This is a genomic window from Methylobacterium sp. J-118 (assembly GCF_057836565.1).
Genome location: NZ_JBYQFA010000001.1, coordinates 5760103 through 5781811 on the forward strand (window position 1 = coordinate 5760103; position 21709 = coordinate 5781811).

General features: G+C 71.9%; 20 protein-coding genes. 9 read left to right on the forward strand and 11 right to left on the reverse strand.

The window, feature by feature from the left end:
- Positions 1 to 141: 141 nt before the first annotated feature.
- Positions 142 to 324 carry a YdcH family protein gene (locus tag AC3IF3_RS28125; protein ID WP_243970753.1) on the reverse strand — a complete coding sequence of 61 codons (183 nt, stop codon included), beginning with the start codon at positions 322 to 324 and terminating at the stop codon, positions 142 to 144.
- A 173-nt stretch (positions 325 to 497) separates the two neighbouring features.
- Here AC3IF3_RS28125 and AC3IF3_RS28130 point away from each other — a divergent pair, with 173 nt between their 5' ends.
- The 4 genes from AC3IF3_RS28130 to AC3IF3_RS28145 all read left to right on the forward strand — a co-directional run bounded on the left by AC3IF3_RS28130 (position 498) and on the right by AC3IF3_RS28145 (position 3606).
- A complete protein-coding gene (locus AC3IF3_RS28130; RefSeq protein WP_243970751.1) occupies positions 498 to 716 on the forward strand; it encodes a YdcH family protein in 219 nt (72 codons plus the stop codon).
- Positions 717 to 794: 78 nt separating this feature from the next.
- The gene (purE, locus tag AC3IF3_RS28135) at positions 795 to 1292 is read left to right on the forward strand and encodes a 5-(carboxyamino)imidazole ribonucleotide mutase (RefSeq protein ID WP_243970749.1); all 498 of its coding nucleotides are present in this window, start codon (positions 795 to 797) and stop codon (positions 1290 to 1292) included.
- Positions 1289 to 2401 carry a 5-(carboxyamino)imidazole ribonucleotide synthase gene (locus AC3IF3_RS28140; RefSeq protein ID WP_489231164.1) on the forward strand — a complete coding sequence of 371 codons (1113 nt, stop codon included), beginning with the start codon at positions 1289 to 1291 and terminating at the stop codon, positions 2399 to 2401. The genes purE and AC3IF3_RS28140 overlap by 4 nt, the downstream gene beginning before the upstream one ends.
- Positions 2402 to 2733: 332 nt before the next feature.
- On the forward strand, positions 2734 to 3606 hold the full coding sequence (locus AC3IF3_RS28145; protein WP_243970745.1) for a tetratricopeptide repeat protein: 873 nt from the start codon (positions 2734 to 2736) through the stop codon (positions 3604 to 3606).
- A gap of 175 nt (positions 3607 to 3781) precedes the next feature.
- On the opposite strand, the gene AC3IF3_RS28150 is transcribed toward AC3IF3_RS28145, so the two are convergent.
- The 4 genes from AC3IF3_RS28150 to AC3IF3_RS28165 all read right to left on the reverse strand — a co-directional run bounded on the left by AC3IF3_RS28150 (position 3782) and on the right by AC3IF3_RS28165 (position 9731).
- Positions 3782 to 4936, reverse strand: coding sequence for an acyl-CoA dehydrogenase family protein (locus AC3IF3_RS28150; protein WP_243970742.1), 1155 nt, complete (start codon positions 4934 to 4936; stop codon positions 3782 to 3784).
- A 181-nt stretch (positions 4937 to 5117) separates the two neighbouring features.
- Complete coding sequence (locus tag AC3IF3_RS28155) at positions 5118 to 6314, reverse strand: acyl-CoA dehydrogenase family protein (RefSeq protein WP_243970740.1); 1197 nt, start codon at positions 6312 to 6314, stop codon at positions 5118 to 5120.
- Between the two features lie 2 nt (positions 6315 to 6316).
- Positions 6317 to 7501, reverse strand: a complete 1185-nt coding sequence (locus tag AC3IF3_RS28160; protein WP_489231165.1) for an acetyl-CoA C-acyltransferase — start codon at positions 7499 to 7501, stop codon at positions 6317 to 6319.
- 157 nt (positions 7502 to 7658) lie between these two features.
- Positions 7659 to 9731, reverse strand: coding sequence for a 3-hydroxyacyl-CoA dehydrogenase NAD-binding domain-containing protein (locus AC3IF3_RS28165; protein ID WP_489231166.1), 2073 nt, complete (start codon positions 9729 to 9731; stop codon positions 7659 to 7661).
- Positions 9732 to 10058: 327 nt separating this feature from the next.
- Here AC3IF3_RS28165 and AC3IF3_RS28170 point away from each other — a divergent pair, with 327 nt between their 5' ends.
- From AC3IF3_RS28170 to AC3IF3_RS28185, 4 genes are all read left to right on the forward strand, one after another.
- Complete coding sequence (locus AC3IF3_RS28170; RefSeq protein ID WP_489231167.1) at positions 10059 to 11075, forward strand: NAD(P)H-dependent flavin oxidoreductase; 1017 nt, start codon at positions 10059 to 10061, stop codon at positions 11073 to 11075.
- Positions 11072 to 11809, forward strand: coding sequence for an enoyl-CoA hydratase/isomerase family protein (locus AC3IF3_RS28175; RefSeq protein ID WP_489231168.1), 738 nt, complete (start codon positions 11072 to 11074; stop codon positions 11807 to 11809). The genes AC3IF3_RS28170 and AC3IF3_RS28175 overlap by 4 nt, the downstream gene beginning before the upstream one ends.
- Before the next feature lie 14 nt (positions 11810 to 11823).
- A complete protein-coding gene (locus tag AC3IF3_RS28180) occupies positions 11824 to 12624 on the forward strand; it encodes an IclR family transcriptional regulator (RefSeq protein ID WP_243970730.1) in 801 nt (266 codons plus the stop codon).
- Between the two features lie 171 nt (positions 12625 to 12795).
- The gene (locus AC3IF3_RS28185; RefSeq protein ID WP_489231169.1) at positions 12796 to 13998 is read left to right on the forward strand and encodes a CaiB/BaiF CoA transferase family protein; all 1203 of its coding nucleotides are present in this window, start codon (positions 12796 to 12798) and stop codon (positions 13996 to 13998) included.
- Between the two features lie 15 nt (positions 13999 to 14013).
- On the opposite strand, the gene AC3IF3_RS28190 is transcribed toward AC3IF3_RS28185, so the two are convergent.
- Positions 14014 to 14979 (reverse strand): NAD-dependent epimerase/dehydratase family protein, encoded by a 966-nt coding sequence (locus AC3IF3_RS28190; RefSeq protein WP_489231170.1) that lies wholly within the window; start codon positions 14977 to 14979, stop codon positions 14014 to 14016.
- 65 nt (positions 14980 to 15044) lie between these two features.
- Entirely contained in the window at positions 15045 to 16214 is a 1170-nt protein-coding gene (locus tag AC3IF3_RS28195) for a complex I NDUFA9 subunit family protein (RefSeq protein WP_489220433.1), read from the reverse strand.
- Between the two features lie 341 nt (positions 16215 to 16555).
- Here AC3IF3_RS28195 and AC3IF3_RS28200 point away from each other — a divergent pair, with 341 nt between their 5' ends.
- Positions 16556 to 16762 (forward strand): hypothetical protein, encoded by a 207-nt coding sequence (locus AC3IF3_RS28200; RefSeq protein WP_243970724.1) that lies wholly within the window; start codon positions 16556 to 16558, stop codon positions 16760 to 16762.
- A 6-nt stretch (positions 16763 to 16768) separates the two neighbouring features.
- Here AC3IF3_RS28200 and AC3IF3_RS28205 read toward each other — a convergent pair whose 3' ends face one another.
- The 4 genes from AC3IF3_RS28205 to AC3IF3_RS28220 form a co-directional block, all read right to left on the reverse strand.
- Entirely contained in the window at positions 16769 to 17698 is a 930-nt protein-coding gene (locus AC3IF3_RS28205) for an MBL fold metallo-hydrolase (protein WP_243970722.1), read from the reverse strand.
- Between the two features lie 205 nt (positions 17699 to 17903).
- Positions 17904 to 19100, reverse strand: a complete 1197-nt coding sequence (locus tag AC3IF3_RS28210; protein ID WP_489231171.1) for a L,D-transpeptidase family protein — start codon at positions 19098 to 19100, stop codon at positions 17904 to 17906.
- Between the two features lie 239 nt (positions 19101 to 19339).
- Entirely contained in the window at positions 19340 to 20167 is an 828-nt protein-coding gene (locus AC3IF3_RS28215; RefSeq protein ID WP_489231383.1) for a TonB-dependent receptor domain-containing protein, read from the reverse strand.
- Positions 20068 to 21663, reverse strand: coding sequence for a TonB-dependent receptor plug domain-containing protein (locus AC3IF3_RS28220; RefSeq protein ID WP_489231172.1), 1596 nt, complete (start codon positions 21661 to 21663; stop codon positions 20068 to 20070). Before AC3IF3_RS28220 ends, AC3IF3_RS28215 begins: the two co-directional genes overlap by 100 nt.
- Positions 21664 to 21709: the final 46 nt, after the last annotated feature.

Genomic DNA, 21709 nt, shown 5'->3' on the forward strand with positions numbered 1-21709 from the left:
TCGCGCGATGGCCCCTGGCTCTCCGTCGAGACGGGCTGCAGCGGCTCAGCGCGCATCACAGGAAAACCGCCGCACCGGGGCTCCCGATGCGGCGGCGTCCGTGGTGTTTGAGTTTACAGTCCGGGTGGACGGATCAGCGCTTCAGTGCAGCGTGCCGCTGCCCGATTGCAGCCTGTTGATCTCGTCCTTGAGGAGGAGTTTCCGTCGCTTGAGCTCGGCAATGCGGAGGTCGTTTGCCGAAGGCCTGTGGATCGCTTCCTGAATCTCGCGCTCGAGGGCTTCGTGCTTCCGGGCGAGTTGGCTCAGATGCGTCTGCAGCGACATGAGTCGAATCTCCTGTCATCGTTTCGACATGCCGAGACTGACACAGGATGCCGCACCTGTTGAAGCGTTTTCTCTGGTCAAGCTTGGTGAATGCTTGCCGGTCCGGCTTGTCCCGCGGAAGGGCGTGACGCATGCTCTGGGGTGATGAACGGTTTACGGGTCCGCGGGTGACGATGGCGGCAGAGTCGGGTGAGAGCGCGCAGCCGGACCTCGAGGTCGAGCTGGCCCGGTTGCGCGAGGAGCACCGGGACCTCGACAGCGCCATCGAGGCGCTGGAGCACAGCGTCGCCGGGGACCAGCTCCAGATCCAGCGCCTGAAGAAGCGCAAGCTCACCCTGCGCGACCGGATCTTCCACATCGAGGATATGATCACCCCGGACATCATCGCCTGATGCCGGTGGACGCCGCCGGGCCGCGCCTTGCCGCGGGCCCGCGCCGCCTGTAAGCGCCCTCTTTTGCCGGGATCAACGATGGCGTCGCCTCCGGTCGCGATCATCATGGGCAGCCAGTCCGACTGGGCGACCATGCGGCACGCCGCCGAGACGCTCGACGCGCTGGGCGTGCCCTACGACGCGCGGATCGTGTCGGCCCACCGCACCCCCGACCGCCTCGTGGCCTTCGCCAAGGGCGCCGTGGCAGAGGGGTTCAAGGTCGTGATCGCGGGCGCGGGCGGCGCCGCGCATCTGCCCGGCATGGCGGCTTCCATGACCCGCCTGCCGGTCTTCGGCGTGCCGGTGGAATCCAAGGCGCTGTCCGGGCAGGACAGCCTGCTCTCCATCGTCCAGATGCCGGCCGGCATCCCGGTGGGGACCCTGGCGATCGGCCGGGCCGGGTCGGTCAACGCGGCCCTGCTGGCCGTATCGGTTCTGGCGCTCGCCGATCCCGATCTGGCGGAGCGCCTCGAGGCATGGCGTGCGGCCCAAACCGCATCGGTGGCCGAGCGGCCGGAGACGGAAGCGCAATCGTGACGGACCAGACCCTCGGCCCCGGCTCCACCCTCGGCATCGTCGGCGGCGGGCAGCTCGGGCGCATGATCGCGCTCGCGGCGGCCAATTACGGGCTCAAGGTGCACGTCTACGCCCCCGACCAGGACAGCCCCGCCTTCGACGTCGCCGCCTTCACAACCTGTGCGGCCTACGACGATCCGCAGGCGCTGGCGGCCTTCGCGGCGAGTGTCGACGTCGTCACCTACGAGTTCGAGAACATCCCCCACGCCACCGCCGACATCCTGGCCCGGCACGCTGCCCTGCACCCGAACGCAAGGGCGCTCGCCACCACGCAGGACCGCCTGTCCGAGAAGGACTTCATCAACGGCCTCGGCATCCCGACGGCCCCGTTCCGGGCGGTGGACGCGCCCGACGACCTCGACCGGGCGATCGAGGCCATCGGCCTGCCGGCGGTGCTCAAGACCCGCCGCTTCGGCTACGACGGCAAGGGCCAGCGCATCCTGCGCGCGCGCTCCGAGGGCGACCGCAACGCGCTGTTCGCCGAGTTCGGCGGCGCGCCGCTGATCCTGGAGGGCTTCGTCGCGTTCGAGCGCGAGGTCTCGGTGGTCGGTGCCCGCGCGCGCGACGGCAGCTTCGCGGCCTTCGACCTGTGCGAGAACGAGCACCGCGACCACATCCTGGCGCTGACCCGGGTGCCCGCCCCCGGCCTGACGGCCGAGACCGGCCGCGCCGCCCTCGACATCGCGAAGCGCATCGCGGACGCGCTCGACTATGTCGGCGTGCTCGCCGTGGAGATGTTCCTCGTCCGGGAGGACGGGGCGGAGCGCCTCGTGGTCAACGAGATCGCCCCCCGGGTCCACAATTCCGGGCACTGGACCATCGAGGGGGCGCGGACCTCGCAATTCGCCCAGCACGTCCGGGCGGTCTGCGGCTGGCCGCTCGGCGACCCGGCCCGGGTCGGCGGGCTGCCGGTGGAGATGCGCAACCTGATCGGCGACCAGGCCGACGACTGGGCCGCGCTGCTCGCCGAGCCCGGCGCCCACCTGCACCTCTACGGCAAGGGCGAGGCCCGGCCCGGACGCAAGATGGGGCACGTCACCCGGCTGGGGTCCGATCCGGCCGGTTCCTGAGGCTTCGAGGGCACACCCGCGCCGCCGCGTGACGGGCAACGACCCCGAGGCCCCGCCGGGACGCCGCCGGGTCATACCTTCGCCACATCCCGCCGCTTCCACGATGCCGTGGCCGGTGCCCGATGCCGTCGTGCGATTCACCTGCGCCGCCCGTGTCCTCCCAGGACGGGCGACGGGTCGTGTCAGCCCGCGGCGCTTCTTAAGCCGGCCTTCACCGTGATGCGCGACGGTGCCCCGGATGGGGTGGGCCCGGCGCGCGGCGCGGGCACTTGAACGGCGAGGGGCGGGGCGGGCGCGCGGGATGCGCGCCGCGCCTCGGGGAGAGTGGGGCGATGATCGTACGCAACGGGCGGGCACGGAAGACGGTACTGATCGGTGCGGTCCTGGTTTCGGCCGCGGCTCTGGCCGGCTGCGAGACCGTCGGCAGCGCCGCCGGCCCGCGCCAATACGCGGTGCTGGAGACGGACACCACGGGCGCCACCACCGTGAACATCGCGTCGCTGACCGAGGTCGTGCAGCGCAACCCGAACGACGCCGCCGCCTACAACACCCGCGGCGCCGCCTATGCCCGGGCCGGCCAGTTCAACGACGCCATCGCCGACTTCACCAAGGCGATCCAGATCGACCCGAACTCGGCCTCCGCCTACAACAACCGGGCGCTCGCCAGCCGCCAGATCGGCCGCGATGGACCCGCGCTGCAGGATTTCAGCAAGGCGATCGGCATCGATCCGAATTACGGCCCGGCCTATATCGGCCGCGCCAATGTCGAGCGCGCCCAGGGCAATCTCGACGCCGCGCTGTCCGACCTCAACGTCGCGATCCGGCTGATGCCCGAATCGGCCGAGGCGTACCACGCCCGCGGCCTCGTGCGGCAGAAGCAGGGTCAGGAGACCCAGGCGATCGCCGATTTTGACGCCGCCATCGACCGCGACCCGTTCAAGTCCGCCCCCTACGCGGCCCGCGGCCAGAGCCTGATCGCCACCAACCAGTATCCGAAGGCGATCGAGGACTACAACGCGGCGCTCAACGTCAACAACAAGGACGCCACGTCCTGGGCCTATCGGGGCCTGGCCTACGAGAAGTCGGGCCAGCGCAAGGAGGCGATGGAGAACTACCAGCGCGCTTCGGCGATCGACCCGAACAACGCCGTGGCGCGCGCCGGCCTCGGCCGGGTGCAGGGCGGGGTCGGCTCGCTGTTCAACTGATCGCGCGACGATCCGAAAACGGAATCCCAAAGGACGAGTCCTTTGGCGGGTGCAGGGCAGAGCCTTGCAAAACAGGTCTCCGGCCCCCTTCCGGGGGTCGGAGACCTGTTCATCGGGGTTTCACCCCGACGCCCCACCAAAGGGCTCGCCCTTTGGAAACCCTTATTCGCTTGGATCACGCCGCCAGCAGTCCGTTCTCACCCTGCGTGATCTGCCGAAGGTGGTGGGCGGTGTCGCCGAGCTGGTACTCGATCATGGCGAGCCGCTTGAAGTGGTGGGCGCCGATATATTCAAGGGTCATGCCGATGCCGCCGTGGAGCTGCACCGCCTCCTGGCCGACATAGCGGCAGGCCTTGTTGATCTGGACCTTCACGGCGGAGAGGGCCGCGGCCCGCGGCGCGGCGTCAGGCGTGTCGACCATCATGGCGGCGTAGAGCGCCATCGAGCGGGCCTGTTCCAGCTGGATCAGCATGTCCACGGCCCGGTGCTGCAGGGCCTGGAACGAGCCGACGCTGACGCCGAACTGCTTGCGGGTCTTGAGGTAGTCCACGGTCAGCCTGTGGAGCGCGTCCATGGAGCCGACCGCCTCGGCGGCCAGCGCCGCGATGCCGTGCTCCACCACCCGCTCCAGGAGCGGCAGGCCGCCCTCGGGGTCGCCGAGCGCCGCGTCGCCTGGGAGCGCCACGTCCGAGAAGGACACCTCGGCGGCTCGGCCGCCGTCCTGGGTCGGATAGGCTTCGATCGCCACCCCCGCTGCATCGGCCGGCACGAGGAACAGGCCGATCCCGTGCGGGTCGCGCCGCTCCCCGGAGACCCGTGCCGACACGACCATCAGGCCCGCCGCGTCGGCATTGGGCACGACGCTCTTGGCGCCGCTCAGGACGAAACCGTCCCCGGAGCGCCGGGCCGTCGTCGCCACGTCGGAGAGGTCGTAGCGGGACTGGCGCTCGGTATGGGCCAGGGTGAGGCGCAGGTCGCCGGCGACGAGGCCCGGGACGAGGCGCTCTTTCTGCGCCGGGCTGCCGCCGAGCCGCAGGGCCGTCGAGCCAAGGACGAGGCTCGCCAGCAGCGGCTCGACCACCAGGTTTCGACCCACCGCCTCCATCACCAGCATGGTCTCCACCGGCCCACCGCCGAGCCCGCCCTCCTCCTCGGCGAAGGGCAGGCCGGCGACGCCGAGCTCGGCGAAGGCCGCCCAGCCCTCCGCGGGGAATCCCAGCGCCGCCTTCAGCCGCGCCTGCCGGCTCTCCAGCGACGGGTAGAGGTCGGCACAGAGCCGCTCGACGCTGTCGCGCAGGAGCGACTGGTCCTCGTTCAGGTCGAAATCCATGGTGTTCCCTCGCGGATGGTCGCGGCGGCGGCGCTCATCCCACTCACACCCTCATCCTGAGGTGCGGCGCAGCCGCCTCGAAGGAGCCCTCCAGGGATCGCACGGCTGGCTGGAGCCCTCCTTCGAGGCCCGCTGATGCGGGCACCTCAGGATGAGGGTGTGGATGGGATGGGCCCGCCGCTCACAACCCCAGAATGCCCTTGGCGATGACGTTGTGCTGGATCTCGTTCGAGCCGCCGTAGATCGAGACCTTGCGGTTGTTGAAGTAGCTCGGCGCCGCGGCATCGACCCAGTCGAAGCCGCCGGGCAGGTTGTTGGCCCCCGCCCCCCGCGCCGGGGCTGCGAGCGCGAACGGCCCGGCGAGTTCGACCAGCAATTCGGTCGCCGCCTGCTGGAGCTGCGAGCCGCGGATCTTGAGGAGCGAGGAGGCCGGATCGGGCTCCACCGAATCCGCCCGGCCCTGCTTGGCCGCCACCCGCATCTGGGTGATCTCGAGCGCCTTCAGCTCGACCTCGACCTCGGCGACCCGGGCGCGGAAGGCGGGATCGTCCCACATCGTGCCGGGCCCGGCCGGCATCTCCCGGGCGAGCCGCTTGATCCGGGCGATCCGCTCCTTGGTGAGCCCGATCCGGGCGATGCCGGTGCGCTCGTTGGCGAGCAGGAATTTCGCGTAATCCCAGCCCCGGTTCTCCTCGCCCACGAGGTTCTCCACGGGCACCCGGACGGCGTCGAAGAAAACCTCGTTGACCTCGTGCCGGCCCTCCAGGGTCAGGATCGGGCGCACGGTGATGCCGGGGGTCGTCATGTCGATCAGAAGAAAAGAGATGCCGCGCTGCTTCTTGGCCTCGAAATCGGTGCGGACCAGACAGAAAATCCAGTCGGCGTGCTGGCCCAGCGTGGTCCAGGTCTTCTGGCCGTCGACGACGTAGTGGTCGCCGTCGCGCACGGCCTTGGTCTTCAGCGAGGCCAGATCCGAGCCGGCGCCGGGCTCGGAGAAACCCTGGCACCACCAATCGTCGAGGTTGGCCGCCCGGGGGAGGAAGCGCGCCTTCTGGTCGTCCTGACCGAAGGTCGCCAGCACGGGCCCGAACATGTAGCAGTTGAACTGCTGCGGCAGCGGCACCGCCGCCTGGAACAGTTCTTCCGTATAAATGTATCGCTGGATCGAGGTCCAATCCCGGCCGCCCCATTCCTGCGGCCAATGCGGCACCGCCCAGCCCTTGGCGTTGAGGATCCGCTGGCTCGTGACGTAATCGTCCTTGGTGAGGCTGCGGCCCTCCGAGACCTTTTTTCGAATGTCCGCCGGGATTTCTTCGCGGCAGAAGGTCCGGACCTCGTCGCGGAACGCGAGTTCGTCCGGCGTGAAGCGGAGATCCATGGTCAGCCTCCGATCTCGAACAGGCCGGCGCAGCCCTGGCCGCCGGCGACGCACATGGTGACCACGGCGTAGCGCGCCCCGCGGCGGCGACCCTCCAGCAGGGCGTGGCCCACGAGCCGCGCCCCCGACATGCCGAACGGGTGGCCGACCGCGATGGCCCCGCCGTTGACGTTGACCTTGTCCGGGTCGATGCCGAGCCGGTCGCGGCAATAGACTGACTGCGACGCGAAGGCCTCGTTCAGCTCCCACAGGTCGATGTCATCGACGCTGAGGCCCTGCCGCTCCAGGAGCCGCGGCACCGCGAAGACCGGGCCGATGCCCATCTCGTCCGGCCCGCAGCCCGCCGACGCGAAGCCCCGGAAGGTGCCGAGCGGGGTCAGTCCCCGCCGTGCGGCCTCCGCGGCCGACATCAGCACGCTGGCCGAGGCGCCGTCCGAGAGCTGGCTGGCATTGCCCGCCGTGACGAAGGCGCCCTCCCCGCGCACAGGCTTGAGCTTGGCCAAGCCCTCGAGCGTCGTATCCGGCCGGTTGCCCTCGTCCTTGGCGAGCCGGGTCTCGATCTCCCGGGTCTCGCCGGTGGCCTTGTCGGTCACCGCCATCACGGCGGACATCGGCACGATCTCGTCGTCGAACAGCCCGCGTGCCTGGGCGTCCGCGGTGCGGCGCTGGCTCTCAAGCGCGAAGGCATCCTGCGCCTCCCGGGATATCCCATAGCGCTGCGCCACGATGTCGGCGGTCTCGATCATCGGCATGTAGATCGCCGGCAGGTGCGCCTCCAGCCAGGCATTGCGGGTCAAGTCCCGCTGGACCTTCGGCTGGACGAGGCTGATCGACTCGACGCCGCCGGCCACCGCCACCGGCACGCCGTCGAGGATGATCCGGCGGGCGGCGCTGGCGATCGCCTCCAGCCCCGAGGCGCAGAAGCGCGAGACCGTGACACCGGCCGAGTCCACCGGAATTTCCGCCACCAGGGCGGCGTGCCGGGCGACGTTGCCGCCGGTGGCGTTCTCCGGATAGCCGCAGCCCAGCACCACCTCCTCGACCGCCTCCGGCTCCAGCCGCGCCCGGTCCAGGGCGCCGCGGATGGCGTGGGCGGCGAGGTCGGCGCCGCGGGTGAGGTTCAGCGCGCCGCGATGCGCTTTGCCGATCGGCGTGCGGGCGGTCGCGACGATCACCGCGTCGGTCATGCCGGGGTCCTCCGGGGTTTCCAAAGGGCGTCACGCCCTTTGGTGGGGTGTCGGGGCGACGCCCCGTCGGATGCGGCCTCGGCCGCCAGCAGGGCGCTGCCCTGCACCCGCGAAAGGTCCCGGACCTTTCGAAACCGGGACGCGGCCCGACAGGCCATCAGGCCGTCGCCTTCCAGTCGGCGAAGCGGCCGCCAGCGTCCGCCAGCCTCCGCAGCAGCGGGGCCGGCTCCTGGCTGTCGTCACCGGTCTCGGCCGCGAATCGGGACAGCGCCCCGGCGACGGTCTTGAGCCCGACCGTGTCGGCCCAGTGCATCGGGCCGCCGCGCCAGGCCGGCCAGTTGTAGCCGTTGATCCAGATCGTATCGATGTCGCCGGGCCGGGCCGCGATGCCCTCCTCCAGGATCCGCGCGCCCTCGTTGACCATCGGGTACATCAGCCGCGCCACGATTTCTTCCGAATCAAAGCTGCGGCGCGCGATGCCGTGCTCGGCGGCGGTCTTCTCGATGAGCGCGTCCACCTCGGGATCGCGGGTGCCGGTGCGGGCGCCGTCCGGGTAGAGGTAGAAGCCGCGGCCGGTCTTCTGGCCGTAGCGCCCCTGCTCGGCGAGGGAGTCGGCGATCGGCGCCCGGCCGCCGAAATCCTTGCGCGAGCGCCAGCCGATATCGAGGCCGGCGAGGTCGCCCATGGCGAAGGGGCCCATCCGGAAGCCGAAACCGGTGACCGCCGCGTCGACCGCGTGGGGCAGCGCGCCCTCCAGCAGCAGGCGTTCGCCCGCGCGGCTGCGGCGCTCCAGCATGCGGTTGCCGACGAAGCCGAAGCAGACGCCCACCGTCACCGGCAGCTTGTTGAGGCGCTTGCCCAGGTCGACGGCGGTGGCGAGCACCTCCGGGGCGGTCCTCTCGGCGCGGACCACCTCCACGAGGCGCATCACGTTGGCCGGGCTGAAGAAGTGCAGGCCGAGCACGTCCTGCGGCCGGCCGGTCATCGCCGCGATGGCGTTCACGTCGAGGTAGGAGGTGTTGGTCGCCAGGATCGCCCCAGGCTTGGCGATGCCGTCGAGCTTCGAAAAGATCGCGCGCTTGACGCCCATATCCTCGAAGGCCGCCTCGATGACGATGTCGGCCTCGCCCGCGTGTTCCAGGCCGACCGCGCCGGTGATCCGGCCGACCCGCTCCTCCCGCTGGGCCTCGGTGATCGAGCCGCGCTTGGCCGAGCCGGCATAGAGGTCCTTCACCCGGTCGAGGCCGCGCTCCAGGGCGCCGGCCTCGGTCTCGATCACGGTGACGGGGATGCCGGCATTGGCGCAGCACATGGCGATGCCGCCGCCCATCGTGCCCGCGCCGATCACAGCGGCCGTGTGGATCGGACGGCGGGGCGTGTCCTTCGCCAGTCCCGGAACCCGGGCCGCCTCGCGCTCGGCGAAGAAGGCGTAGCGCAGGGCCTTGGAGCGCGGATCCTCCACCAGGGCCCGGAACTCGGCCCGCTCGGCCGCTACGGCGGCGTCGAAACCCTGCTCCAGGCCGGCACGCACGGCCCGGGCCAGGGCGTGGACGTTGGTGGCGTCGGGATCGCGCTTGACCGCCTCGGCGGCCTGGGCGTCGAATTTTTCGCGCGCTTCCGGCGTGAGCTTGTCCGACCGGTCGCGCACCCGCGGAAGCCGGCCCGAATCCGCGATCTCCAGGGCGCGGGTCCGGGCCGCCGCCACGAGGTCGCCGAGCACCACGGCATCGACGATGCCGAGCGCGGCCGCTTTCTCGGCCGAGACCGGCGCGCCGGTGAGCATCATCGGGAAGGCGGCGTCGGGCCCGATCAGGCGGGGCAGGCGCTGCGTGCCCCCGGCCCCCGGGATGATCCCGAGCTTGATCTCCGGCAGGCCGAGCGTGGCGGCGGGCGCCGCGAGGCGGCCGTGGCAGGCCATCGCCAGCTCCAGGCCGCCGCCCAGCGCCGCGCCGCCGATCGCCGCCACCACGGGCTTCGGGCTGGCATCGAGCCGGTCTAGGATGTCGGGCAGGCTCGGCGCCTGCGGCGGCTTGCCGAACTCGGTGATGTCGGCGCCGCCCACGAAGACCTTGCCCGCGGCCGCCAGCACGATCGCCCGGACCGAATCGTCCGCGATGGCTTGGCCCATGGCCGCGTCCAGAGCCGCCCGCAACGCGGCGCCGAGCGCGTTGACCGGCGGATTGGCAAGCGTGAGCACGGCCACGCCGCCATCGACCTCCTGACGAACCAACCCGAGCCTCCCTGTCGTTCTGCGATGCAGAATGATCGTCTGCAATTTCGCGGAATGTTGGTCCGAGCGAGGGCCCGCGTCAAGAATGGATCCCGGCTGCCGACACTGCGACTGCCGCTGTTCCGCATTGCAGAAGCGCGCTCGGGCTGCCGTTTGACCGCCGCCGGGGGACCATGCCATCAAAACGGCTCTGGGCGGGCTGGGACTCGGCCACGACCGCTGCTGGGGTCGCGGGCGGATCGCGGGAATCACGGGGAGGATCGCGGTGCGCGGCATCGAGCGGGGCGAGCGGCCCGGAGGCGCCTGTGGGGCGGCGGAGTGCGGGCGGTGAGCGACGGTCCCGAACAGGTCTCCGGGGCCCGCCTGCCGGAGATGCTGCGCGGCCGGCTCGCCCTGCCGGTGATCTGCGCGCCGATGTTCATTGTCTCCGGGCCGGACCTGGTCATCGCCCAGTGCCTGTCCGGCGTGGTCGGGTCGTTTCCGGCTCTGAACGCCCGGCCCGCCGACCTGCTGGACGAATGGCTGACGCGGATCACCCGCACCCTCGCCGAAGCCCGGGCGGCGGACCCCGCGAAAAGGATCGCGCCCTTCGCGGTGAACCAGATCGTTCACGCCTCGAACGACCGCCTCGCGCAGGACGTTGAGGCCTGCGTCCGGCACCGGGTGCCGATCATCATCACCTCCCTGCGGGCGCCGGACGCGGTGATCCGCCCGGTCCATGCCTATGGCGGCGTGGTGTTCCACGACGTCACCACCGTCCGGCACGCCGAGAAGGCCCTGGAGGCCGGGGTCGACGGGCTGATCCTGGTCTGCGCCGGCGCCGGGGGACACGCCGGCACGCTCAGCCCCTTCGCCCTCGTGGGCGAGATCCGGCGCTTCTACGACGGGCCGCTGATCCTGTCGGGGGCGATCACCTCGGGCGCGGCGATCCTGGCCGCCCAGGCCATGGGCGCCGACCTCGCCTATATGGGCACCCGCTTCATCGCCACCCGGGAGGCGAACGCGGTTCCGGCCTACAAGGACATGATCGCCGGCAGCGCGGCCGCCGACATCGTCTACACCCCGTACTTCACCGGCGTGCCGGGCAATTACCTGACGCCGAGCATCCGCGCCGCCGGGCTCGATCCCGAGGCGCTGCCGGTGCGCGACAAGACCGCGATGGATTTCGGCAGCGGCAGCGTGAAGGCGTGGCGGGACGTCTGGGGCGCCGGCCAGGGGGTCGGCACCATCGCGGATGCGCCGGCCACCGCCGACCTCGTGGCCCGGCTCGCCCGGGACTACGCGGCGGCCCGGGCCGGCCTCGCGGGCCTCTCCGGGGACTACGCCGGCGCGGCCGTCCCGTGAGCGTCCGCGTCGCCGATCCGGAGCCCGGGATCCGGCTGGTCACCCTCGACCGTCCGGAACGGCGCAACGCCCTCGACCGGGCGGCCTATGCCGGCCTGACCGCCGCCCTCGACGCGGCGGGACGCGAAGAGGCCGTGCGCGCCGTGGTGCTCACCGGCGCGGGCGGCTGCTTCACTGCCGGCAACGACCTGAGGGATTTCCAGGACGTCGAGACCGCCGGCGACAGCCCCGGCCTGACCTTCCTCAAGGCCCTGCGCGCCTGCCCGAAACCGGTGCTCGCGGCCGTCGAGGGGCACGCGGTCGGCATCGGCACGACCCTGCTGCTGCATTGCGACCTCGCCTATGCCGGGGCCGGCGCCCGGTTCCGGCTGCCGTTCACGGCTCTGGGCCTCAGTCCGGAGGGCGGGTCGAGCTACTTGCTGCCCCTCGCTGCGGGCACGAAGCGCGCGGCCGAACTGCTCCTGCTCGGCGAGCCCTTCACGGCGCAGGACGCGGTGTCGGCCGGTCTCGTCAACGCCGCGGTGCCCGAGGGGGCGGCGCTCGATACCGCGATGGCGAGAGCCCGGTCGCTCGCCGCCCTGCCCCCGGCCTCGATCACCGCGACCAAGCGGGCCCTGCGCCGGGGCCACGACGACAGCGTCGCCCGCGCGCTGGCCGAGGAGGCGCAGGTGTTCCACGCGCTCCGCCGGAGCCCGGAGGCGCAGGCGGCCTTCGCGGCGTTCCTGCGCCGATGAGTGCGGAGGGGGCGGTGCTGCCCGATCCGGCCGGGCCGGGTGCCGAGGGGGCGAAGGAGGACCGCCACTTCGTCACGGCGCTGGCCCGGGGGCTGGCGGTGCTGGCCTGCTTCGGCCCGGGGCGGACGAGTCTCGCCAACCACGACATCGCCGAGGCCTGCGGGCTGCCGCGCTCCACCGTGTCGCGGCTCACCTACACCCTGACCAGACTCGGCTATCTCCAGCACATGCCTGAGCTCGGCCGCTACCGGCTCGGCACCGCGACCATCGCCCTCAGTTCGGCGGCGCTGGGTGGGCTCGACGTGCGCGGCATCGCCCGGCCGGTCCTGCGGGCGGTGGCGGAGGCGGCCAATGCCTCGGTGGGGCTCGGGGTCCGCGACCGGCTGAGCATGCGCTACGTCGACTGCCAGCGCGGCCCGGCGGCGATCTCCCTCAACCTCGATACCGGCTCGCGCATCTCGCTCGCCCGCAGCGCCATGGGCCGGGCCTACGTGGCGATCTGCCCGGACCGCGAGCGCGTGGGCATCTACGAGGACCTGAAGGCCCTCGACCCGGTGGCGTGGCCCGCCCTCCGCGCCGGCCTCGACCGGGCGGTGGCCGAGCACCGGGAGATCGGCTGCTGCACCTCGTTCGGCGAATGGCAGGAGACGGTCTGCGCCATCGCGGTGGGGTTCCATCCCGGCGGCGGCCTGCCGCCGATGTCGGTCAATTGCGGCGCCCCGACGGTCATCACCGACCCGCGCTTCCTCATGGAGGTGGCGCGTCCGAAACTGATCGCGGCCGTGCGCAGCCTTGACGGCGTGATGGGCGCCTAGCTGATGACGAGCTGGTTCCCAAAGGGCGAGCCCTTTGGCGGGGCGTCGGGGCGGAGCCCGACACCGGTCGAAGACCGGCAGCAGGGTTCCACCCTGCACCCGCAAAGGGTCGAAGACCTTTTGGATCCGGAACATTCATGATGCGCGACCCCCGCACCGAGGAGCCCTCCGATGGATGCTGATCCGGCTCACGACCTCCCGCTCGCCGGGATCCGGGTCCTCGACCTGTCCCGGGTCCTGGCGGGGCCGTGGTGCGCGCAGGTGCTCGGCGACCTCGGGGCCGACGTGATCAAGGTCGAGCATCCGGAGCGCGGCGACGACACCCGCGACTGGGGGGTGACCACGACCCCCGGCAACACCTCGTATTTCGACAGCGTGAACCGCAACAAGCGCTCGATCGGCGTCGACCTCGCCACGCCGGAGGGGCTGGCGATCGTCAGGGCGCTGGCCCGCGACAGCGACGTGCTGGTCCAGAACTTCAAGACCGGCGGGGCCGAGAAGCTCGGCCTCGGCTACGCGGCGCTCGCGTCCGAGAATCCCGGCCTGATCTACTGCTCGATCGCCGGCTACAGCCCGGCCGGCTCCGAGGCGGGCCGGCCCGGCTACGACCTCGTGGTGCAGGGCGAATCGGGCGTGATGGCACTCAACGGCGAGGCCGGGGGGCCGCCCCTGAAGTTCGGGGTCGCGGCGGTCGACCTGTTCACCGGGCAATACGCCGCCCAGGCCGTGCTCGCGGCTCTGTTCCAGCGGGAGCGGACCGGGCGCGGCCGGACCATCGACCTGGCCCTGTTCGATTGCGGCGTGGCCCTGACCTCCTATTACGGGCTGGAGGCGCTCGCCCGGGGCATCGACCCGCCCCGCTACGGCAACGCCCATCTGTCGATCGTGCCCTACGGGGTATTCGAGGCCGGGGACGGGCCGGTGGTGATCACGGTGGGCAACAACGCCCAGTACCGCCGCTTCTGCGAGCAGGTTCTGGCGCGGCCGGACCTCGTCGCCGATCCGCGCTTCGCCACCAATCTCGACCGCTCGAAGAACCGCGCCGCCTTCATCCCGATCCTGGAGGCCGAACTCGCCACGTGGGAACGCGCGCCGCTGATCGCCCGGCTGCGGGCGGCGGGCATCCCCTGCGGCGAGGTGATGGGCCTGCGCGAGGCGCTGACCTGCGACAGGGCCCGGGAGGCCGGGCTCGTGGTCGAGGGCTCCGGGAACGCGCACGTGATCGCCCCGCCCTACCGCCTCGATGGGCGGCGGCTGCCGGTCCGCCGGATGCCGCCGAGCCTGGGGGATTCGAGTGCGGAGATCCTGGCGGAATGCCTGGACGACCCGGCGGAGGCGTGGGCGGCGCTCAACGCGAAGGGCGTGGTGCGGTAGCGGCGACGCGCGCCCTCACCCGGCGCCGTGCGCGGCCGCCAGCCGGGCCCGGGCATCGTCCAGCACCCGGTTCAGGGCAGCGTCCCACGCGACCCGCGGCTGCCAGCCGGTGGTGGCGCGCAGCCGGCCGGCATCGCCCGCCGCCATCGGGATCTCGGCCGGGCGCACCCGCTCGGGGGCGATCCGGATCTCGAAGGGCACGCGGGCCCGGGTGCGCAAGTCCTCGAGCACGCTCGCGATCGTCCGCGGCACGCCGGAACTGATATTGAACACGCTGCCATCCGCCAGGGATTCCGCCCGGCCGATGAGATCGGCATAGGCCTGCGCCACGTCGGCCACGTCCAGGAAGTCGCGGTGCGAGGAGAGGTTGCCGACTTCGAGGCGGGGCGGCACCAGCCCGGCCTCGATCCGGGCGATCTGGCCCGCGAAGGAGGCCACCACGAAGCGCTCGTCCTGGCCGGGTCCGATATGGTTGAACGGCCGCAGCACCACGAGCTTCACGCCGATCCGGGGCAGCAGGTCGTGCAGGAGCTGCTCGCCGACCCATTTCGACCGGGCATAGGTGTTGCGCGGCAGCGGCTCGGCCGCCTCGGTGAGGGCGTGGCCGGCCAGGAAGGCGCTGCCGTAGACTTCGCCGGAGCTGACGAAGAAGAACGTGCAGTCCGGCACGGCTTCCACGGCGGCGACGAGGTTCATCAGGCCGTTGACGTTCACCCGCCAGGTCTGCCCGGGCCCGCTGGCGGAATCCGCCACCGAGGCGAGGCCGGCCAGGTGGAGGATCGCGGTCGGCCGGAACCGGTCCACGAAGCCGCCGAGGGCGGCGTCGTCGAGGAGGTCGACGGTCTCGTAGGTCACGCCCTCCGGCAGGCGGGGGGACGGCCCCCGGCCGATCCCCGCGACGCGATCCCCCGCCGCCGCCAGGAGCGGCAGGACGTGGCCGCCGACGAAGCCGGCGGCGCCGGTGACTAGGATGCGCCTCACGCCCGGACCGCCGGTTCGCGGTGCGCGGGCGCCGCTTGCGCGCGGCTCGGGATGGGATGCGCCATCTAGCCCGGCTTCCGGGTGCCCCAGCGCACGCTTCCGCCGCCCCGCCCCGGCGAGCTGCCGGCATCGGCGCCGATCGCCGGGCCGGAGGCGGTCTGGGGCCTGTGCTGCGAGCCGGCCGCCATGGGCTTCGATGCCAGCGTGTCGGGCACTTCGGACAGCAGCTCCTCGTCCCGATCGGTGGCGAACTGACCCGCCTTGCGGTAGGTCCAGAGGTAGCCCGGCACCACCGCCTCGGCGGCGGTCGGGAGGATGCCGAGGCCCTCGAAGGTCCGGCCCTCGGCCTTCGCCGCTTCGGAGACGACGTTGTCGTTCTGGAGCAGGATCACCTGATCGCGGGTGAGCTTGAGCGAGTCCGGCAGCAGGCCGAAGGTCAGGGTGTCGGCGACCTCCAGCATGCGGGCCTGAAGCTTGGCGACCGGCAGGGGCAGATCGACCACGACGCGCTTGCGCTGGATCGTCTTGAGCATGTAGCGCACGAAGTGCTCCAGCGTCCCCACCTCCGGGCCGCCGAGTTCGTAGACCCGGCCCCCCGCGACCGTGCCGTCGACCGCCCGGGCGATCGCCTCGGCGACATCGCCCACGAAGGCCGGCTGGAAGCGCGACTGCCCGCCGGCCAGCGGCAGGACCGGGAGGGCCCGGGCGAGACCGGCGAACCGGTTGAAGAAGCCGTCGCCGGGGCCGAAGATCAGCGACGGCCGGAACACCACCGCGTCCGGGCAGGCGGCGAACACCTTGGCCTCGCCCTCGGCCTTGGTGCGGGCGTAGAGCGACGGCGAGGCCGGGTCCGCCCCGATCGCCGAGACCTGGATCATCCGGGCCCCCTGCCGGGCTGCCGCCCGGGCGATCGTCTCGGCCCCCTCGACCTGCAGCCGCGCGAAGCTCTGGGACCCGGTCTCCTGCAGGATGCCGACGAGGTTGATCAGCACGTCCGCGCGCTCGGCGGCGCGGGCCACGGACTCGGGGTAGCGCAGGTTGGCCTGGACGGCCACGATCTGGTTGACCTGTCCCAGGGGTTGCAGGAACAGCGCGAGGTCCGGCCGCCGCACCGCCACGCGGATCCGGTAGCCGCGCTTGGCCAGCGCCCGCACCACGTGCCGACCGAGGAAGCCGGAGCCGCCGTAGATCGTCACGAGCTGGGATTGCGGGCGCAGCAGATTGGGGCCGGCCATGGTGGCGGGGCCGCTGTCCTGGGGCGTGTTCGCCGCCGTATCCGCGGTCGGGCCCGCGGTCGTGTTCTGGTGGCCGGTCATCGCCGTGGTCTCGGGTTCCGCGCGCGCCCCGGGGCGCCGTCAGGGCGCCTACTTAGAGCGGGGCCCGAGGGCGTTGCAATCAGGTGCGGTGCGAAGATCGCGGTTTGCGCCGCTTCCTGACGCCTTAGGGCTCCCGCTTCGGGGTCCCGGTGTGCCGGGGACATGCCCGGCGGAGGCACGGAACGGCTGCCGGTCCCGCGCATTCTTCCGGTCTCGCGCGCCGCGTCGGACGGTGCGGGCGCGGTTCGCCGGAGAATTCGATGATTGTCGGGATGCTCGTTTCAGCGGCGATCGCCGCCTTCGGGCTGCTTGTCGCCCTCGGCTGGATCGGCCATCCGATCGACGCCCAGCTCGTCAGCAATTACGGCTGGAGCATCCTGACGATCGGCGTCGCCCTGTTCGTGCTGTTCGGATTCCGGCGGTTCGACCGGGCGCGCAGGGCCCGCGCGGCGGGTCGCTCCGTCTGAGGCGGTTCAGGCGACCTTGATCCGGCGGCGCACCTCGCGCGCCACGGCGGGGCGGCGGGTCACGGTCCGGGGTGTGCCCACGGTGATGCTCTGCGATTCGCGGGCGATGAAGGCGGTGGGCATCTCGGCCTGGAGATCGGCCTCCATGTCGCGGAGCGCCGTGTCGGAATGGGCCGGATGCAGGTGGATGATGGCCAGCGCCTTCACGCCCGCGACCCGCGCCAGCTCGACGCCCTTCTGCCACGTGGAATGGCCCCAGCCCCGGCAGGTCGGGTACTCGCCGTCGGTGAACATGCCGTCATAGACCATCAGGTCGGCGCCGGCGACGAACCGGGCGAGCTCCGGGTCCGGCCAGGGATCGCTGTGCTCGATGTCGCTGATCAGGCACAGGCGCCGGCCGCCATGCTCGAACCGGTAGCCCACCGAGCCCTGCGGATGGTTCAGCGGGATCGTGTCGACCCGCACCCCGTCCGGGAAGGTCAGGGTCTGCCCCGCCTCGAACCCATGGTGGTGGAAGGTGCAGCACAGCTTGTCGAGGGTAACCGGGAAGAGCGGCGGCGCGAACAGACGGTCGAGGGTCGGCCCGGCCGATTCGCCGCCGAGATTGCCGCAATAGGTGTTGATCACGCGGTCGCAGTCGAGGACCGCGGGCTTGAAGAACGGCAGACCCGCCGTGTGGTCGAGATGCAGGTGGCTGAACAGCAGGTCGACTTCCCGGGGCAGGTCGGTGCGGTGGCCCTGCCCGAGATTGTAGAGGCCCGAGCCCGCGTCTACGATGAAGAGGCGCTGCCCGCAGCGCACCTCCAGGCACGGCGTGTTGCCGCCGAACTCGGCGTATTGCGGGCCGCTGACCGGGGTCGAGCCGCGCACGCCCCAGAACCGGAGGACGAGGTCTTGGTCGGCCGCCGGGAGGGCCGGCTCAAAACGATTGGACATGGCGATCACGAATCTGCGGACGTCAATCCCGATCCGTTACGATCGAAACCCCGTCGCCGTTCCGGGAAGAGTGCTCTGATTACGGCAGGCCGACGGAACGAGAGTACCGTTCGTCCCCTGCCGTACCATGAATTGGTGTGCCGAGAGCCCCCGTGATGTGCGTCTTCGCACACGGACGGGTCGCCGGGCCGGGCGCTTGCATGCCTCAAGGGCCTTCGGCCGAGGCCAGGAGACCGGGCGTCGCGCCGGGCAGATTCGGGGAGCCGGGAACCCGGCCGCCGAGGCCGGCGGCGAGCCAGGAGGGCAGACCGTCGCCGTAGCGGGTCGGCAGGGGGGCGGCCAGCGCCCCGAACGGGTCGGCGGCGCGCTCGTAGACCGGGACGAAGCCGGCCATCCGCCGGGGGGACAGCACGGAATCCGCCGCGGCCCAGGCGGCCCAGACGGATTGAGGCACCGGGCGCGGGGCGCGGTGCGCCGGCACGACCACCACCTCCTGTCCGGCGAAGGCCAGGGCCTCCGGGCGGCTGATGTCGCCGACCGTGCCGCCCCGGGCCGTGTAGGCCGCCCAGAAGGCGTTCTGCCCCCCGTCGGAATAGGTGATGCGCACGGCGGGCTCCCCGGTCTCGGCCAGGGCGGCGATCCGCGCGTCCTCCACGGCCCGCCGGGTCGCCACCGCCGCCTCCACGGCGGGATTCCGGGACGGGGCGAAGGCGTAGCGGCCGGCGGCCACCGAGACCTGGAGCTCCTCGCGGCTCGCCTCGAACCGGTCGGACCCGGCCTTGAGCTCGCGCCAGAACGCGATGTTCGGGTCCAGCCGGTGCCGGCCCATGGCCTCGGCGGTCATCCGGAACGGGTAGGACTGGAACTGGAACGCCGCCTGCCCGCCCTTCAGGGCGTCGCGGGCGATGGCGTAGATCTCGCCGACCGTGCCGTCGGTCATGGCGAAGCAGCCCATCGACGAGCAGATGCCGTGGACCATCACGGCCGAGCCGGTGGACCCGTGGGCCCGGTCGTAGGCGTTGGGATAGCCGACGTCGAAGGACAGGTAGTAGTGCGAGTTAGGGTTCATCTGGCCCCGGGGCACCGTGTAGAACCCCTCCGGGGTCTGCCGGTCGCCGCTCCGGCGCTTGGGCCCGAGCTGCCCGGACCAGCGGCAGATCGGGAAGGTCTTGATGAAGACGTAGCCCGACGGGCCCTTCTTCCAGACCTCGATCTCGGATTCCTTCTTGTAGGCCCGGAACAGGACCGGGGACGCGGCCGTGACACCCTTGTGGGCCATCAGCGCCAGGGTGGCGGCCGGGATCGGCGCCTCGGCCTTCCCGGCCTGCGCGGCGGCCGGGCCGCCATGGGCCACCAGGAGCGCCAGACCGGCGGCGAGCGTTATCGGGAGCGTTCGAGGCATGAACCGTCCGCACTGGATCGGCCGGAATGGCGCCGGACGGACGCGGGCCATCGGCTTGCCGGGCCATTGCGGCGGCGGTGAGGCTGTGGCTCGGACCGCACCGACGGACGGGCGCGGCTGATCCGATTCGGGCCGTCGTCTGGGGCTTGGCGACATGCGCTGCGCGGTCGAAGCCGACGGCGGCCGGCACGGCTCCAGAAACGGGCCATCGCCCGATGTATGACGCGCGGCCCTCATCGTCAGAACGCCACGCGTACGCCGCCGACGATGTTGCGCGGTGCACCCGCGAATACGGAGCCGGTCGCCTGGGCCAGGACGCGCGCTCCGTTCGGCTGTCCGTTCACCGCGCTGATCGTGTCGGCGACGTTCTGGGCGGCGTTCGTATAGACCTGACCCAGCACGTTGCGCGCCTCGACATAGACGCTCACGCGTTTGGCGAAGCCGGCATCCGCCCGACCCGAGAGCGCTCGGTCGTAGTGGACGTTGAGGTTGACGATCCCGAAACCCGGGGCTTTCAGCACGTTGGCGTTGTCGAGCGGGAAACCGCTCTGGGAGACCGCCTCGACGAACGCCCCGAAGCCGTGCAGCAGGCCGGTCGTCCATTCGTGGCCGAGCCGTACCAGCCCCGCATCGACGGGCACGCCCGGGATGTGCCGGCCCACCCGATCGAACGTGGCGGTCCTCGCCCCCGCGCTGAGTTGCTCGGTGTACCGCGTGTAGACTTGGTCGTCGTGGGTATAGGCCAGCGTCGCCCGCCACCCGTCCGGAGACGCCCAGGTCGCGCGGACCTCGACGCCGCGGTGCTCCGAGGCCGGCGCGTTGACGATGAACGGCAGGAGGCCGCCGCCGGGCGATTGCGAGACGAGTTCGTCGCGCAGGAACTCGTAGAAGCCGGTGATCGACAGTTGCAGTCCTGGCAGCGGCATCCAGGTCGCGCCGAGGTCGAGTCCGAGGTTGCGCTGCGGCCTCAGCAGCGTGTTGTTGCCCGGTATTCCGGCGGGCGTGATGAACAGGCTGGTGCCGCCGGGGTCGCGTAGGCGGTCGCCGCGCGGGCGAGGAACCGCCAGTCCGCGCTGGGCCGGTAGGTCAGCGACAGGTCCTGCGCGGCGTTGAGGAAGGTGCGGTCCACGCCGGCCCCAGCTCCAGCCGTGCCGCCCGGGGTCGTCGTGTAGAAGATGTTGCGCCCCGCGACGCCGGTCGCCTGCGCGCCGAGCCCGGCCGCCACCGACCACCGTTCGGACAGCTGTAGCTCCACCCGAGCCCGTGCGCCGAGGTTGTCCTGGACCGCCCGCTGGTCGCTGGTCAGCGCGCCCAGGCGCGGCCCGCTGTAAGGGGCGCGGGTGTAGATCGCGGCGTGGGACTCGATCCGGTCGTAGGACAGCGCCGCGTAGCCGGTCGCCGGCAGACCGAACAGGTCGGCGCGCCGGGTCACGTCGGTGAGGAGGTTCTGGGACGGGTACGAACCCTGGGGTGAGGCGGTGTAGAACGGCTGGAAGAAGTTGCGCTCATCGAGCACCGCCTGCGCGCTCCAGGTGGTGAATGCATCGAGGTCGTGCTCGTAGCGCAGGCCGAGGACGGTGCGCCTGTCGTCGCGCAGCAGCGCCGCCTCGCTCGCCGTCACGGCCACCGTCGCGCCGTAGGCGCCGTTGGCGAAGTAGGCGTAGGTCGTGCAGCCCGGCGCTGCCGTGGCCGCCGCCGCGCAGCCGCGCTGGTAGGGGTTGATCCTGTACTGCGCCAGCGACGCGCGCGCCGGGACATCGGCGTGCAGCTGGTTGTCGATGGCCTTGATGGTGAATCGGTCGTCCGGGGTCGGCGCGTAGCGCGCGATCAGGTTGACCGTCTGCGTGTCGTAGCTCGCATGATCCTGGTAGCCGTTCGCCCGTGCGTCGCTGAGGAACAGGGCGAGATCGAACGGGCCGCTCGCCCGCCCCGCGGCGGCGTAGGTGTTGAGATACCCGAACGAACCGGCGTCGGCACCGATCTCGTAGCCGTCGATCTCGGCGCCGGTGCGGGTCCGGAACGCGATGGCGCCGCCGGTGGCGTAGTTGCCAAACAGCGCCGATTGCGGCCCGCGCAGGACGGTGACGTCGGCGTAGGCGTGCGGGTCGGTGAGGTCGAAGCGCGAGCCACCGTCGGGCTGAGTCAGCGGGAAGCCGTCCTCGACCACGGCGATGGAGCGGTTCACGCCGGTGGAACGGGCGTTGGCGCCGCGGATCGAGACGATGACGTCGCGGCCGCCCGTCCCCTGGCGCACGGTGACACCGGGGCTGTCGAGCAGGATCGAGCCTATGTCGGCGGCTGGCCGATCGGCGATCGCGTCCCGCCGGGTGATCGTCGTCGCGGCCCCCCCGAACGTGATCCCGACGCCGGGCGCTGTGCCGCCCGGCGGGGTTGGCCCCGCATCGCCGCGCGCGGCCCACGGTTCGGCGTCGGCAGGCGTGGGGGCGCGGTCGAGGACGACGGACAACTCCTCAAGGTCGCGGGGTCGGCCGGTCTGCGCGGCGGCGTGATCGGTGCCGAGGTAGGCGCATGCGCAGAGGGCTAGGAAGGCTGGGCTACGCAAGAGCCGTCATCTTCTTCGGAGCGATAGTCTTGCGGCGATACCCGCC

What these genes read in the sequence shown, in the direction of transcription:
- AC3IF3_RS28125 (WP_243970753.1), bottom strand. Translation starts at nt 324, where the DNA reads ATGTCGCTGCAGACGCATCTGAGCCAACTCGCCCGGAAGCACGAAGCC.
- AC3IF3_RS28130 (WP_243970751.1), top strand. Translation starts at nt 498, where the DNA reads ATGGCGGCAGAGTCGGGTGAGAGCGCGCAGCCGGACCTCGAGGTCGAG.
- purE (WP_243970749.1), top strand. Translation starts at nt 795, where the DNA reads ATGGCGTCGCCTCCGGTCGCGATCATCATGGGCAGCCAGTCCGACTGG.
- AC3IF3_RS28145 (WP_243970745.1), top strand. Translation starts at nt 2,734, where the DNA reads ATGATCGTACGCAACGGGCGGGCACGGAAGACGGTACTGATCGGTGCG.
- AC3IF3_RS28150 (WP_243970742.1), bottom strand. Translation starts at nt 4,936, where the DNA reads ATGGATTTCGACCTGAACGAGGACCAGTCGCTCCTGCGCGACAGCGTC.
- AC3IF3_RS28155 (WP_243970740.1), bottom strand. Translation starts at nt 6,314, where the DNA reads ATGGATCTCCGCTTCACGCCGGACGAACTCGCGTTCCGCGACGAGGTC.
- AC3IF3_RS28160 (WP_489231165.1), bottom strand. Translation starts at nt 7,501, where the DNA reads ATGACCGACGCGGTGATCGTCGCGACCGCCCGCACGCCGATCGGCAAA.
- AC3IF3_RS28185 (WP_489231169.1), top strand. Translation starts at nt 12,796, where the DNA reads ATGGATGCTGATCCGGCTCACGACCTCCCGCTCGCCGGGATCCGGGTC.
- AC3IF3_RS28195 (WP_489220433.1), bottom strand. Translation starts at nt 16,214, where the DNA reads ATGGCCGGCCCCAATCTGCTGCGCCCGCAATCCCAGCTCGTGACGATC.
- AC3IF3_RS28200 (WP_243970724.1), top strand. Translation starts at nt 16,556, where the DNA reads ATGATTGTCGGGATGCTCGTTTCAGCGGCGATCGCCGCCTTCGGGCTG.
- AC3IF3_RS28205 (WP_243970722.1), bottom strand. Translation starts at nt 17,698, where the DNA reads ATGTCCAATCGTTTTGAGCCGGCCCTCCCGGCGGCCGACCAAGACCTC.
- AC3IF3_RS28210 (WP_489231171.1), bottom strand. Translation starts at nt 19,100, where the DNA reads ATGCCTCGAACGCTCCCGATAACGCTCGCCGCCGGTCTGGCGCTCCTG.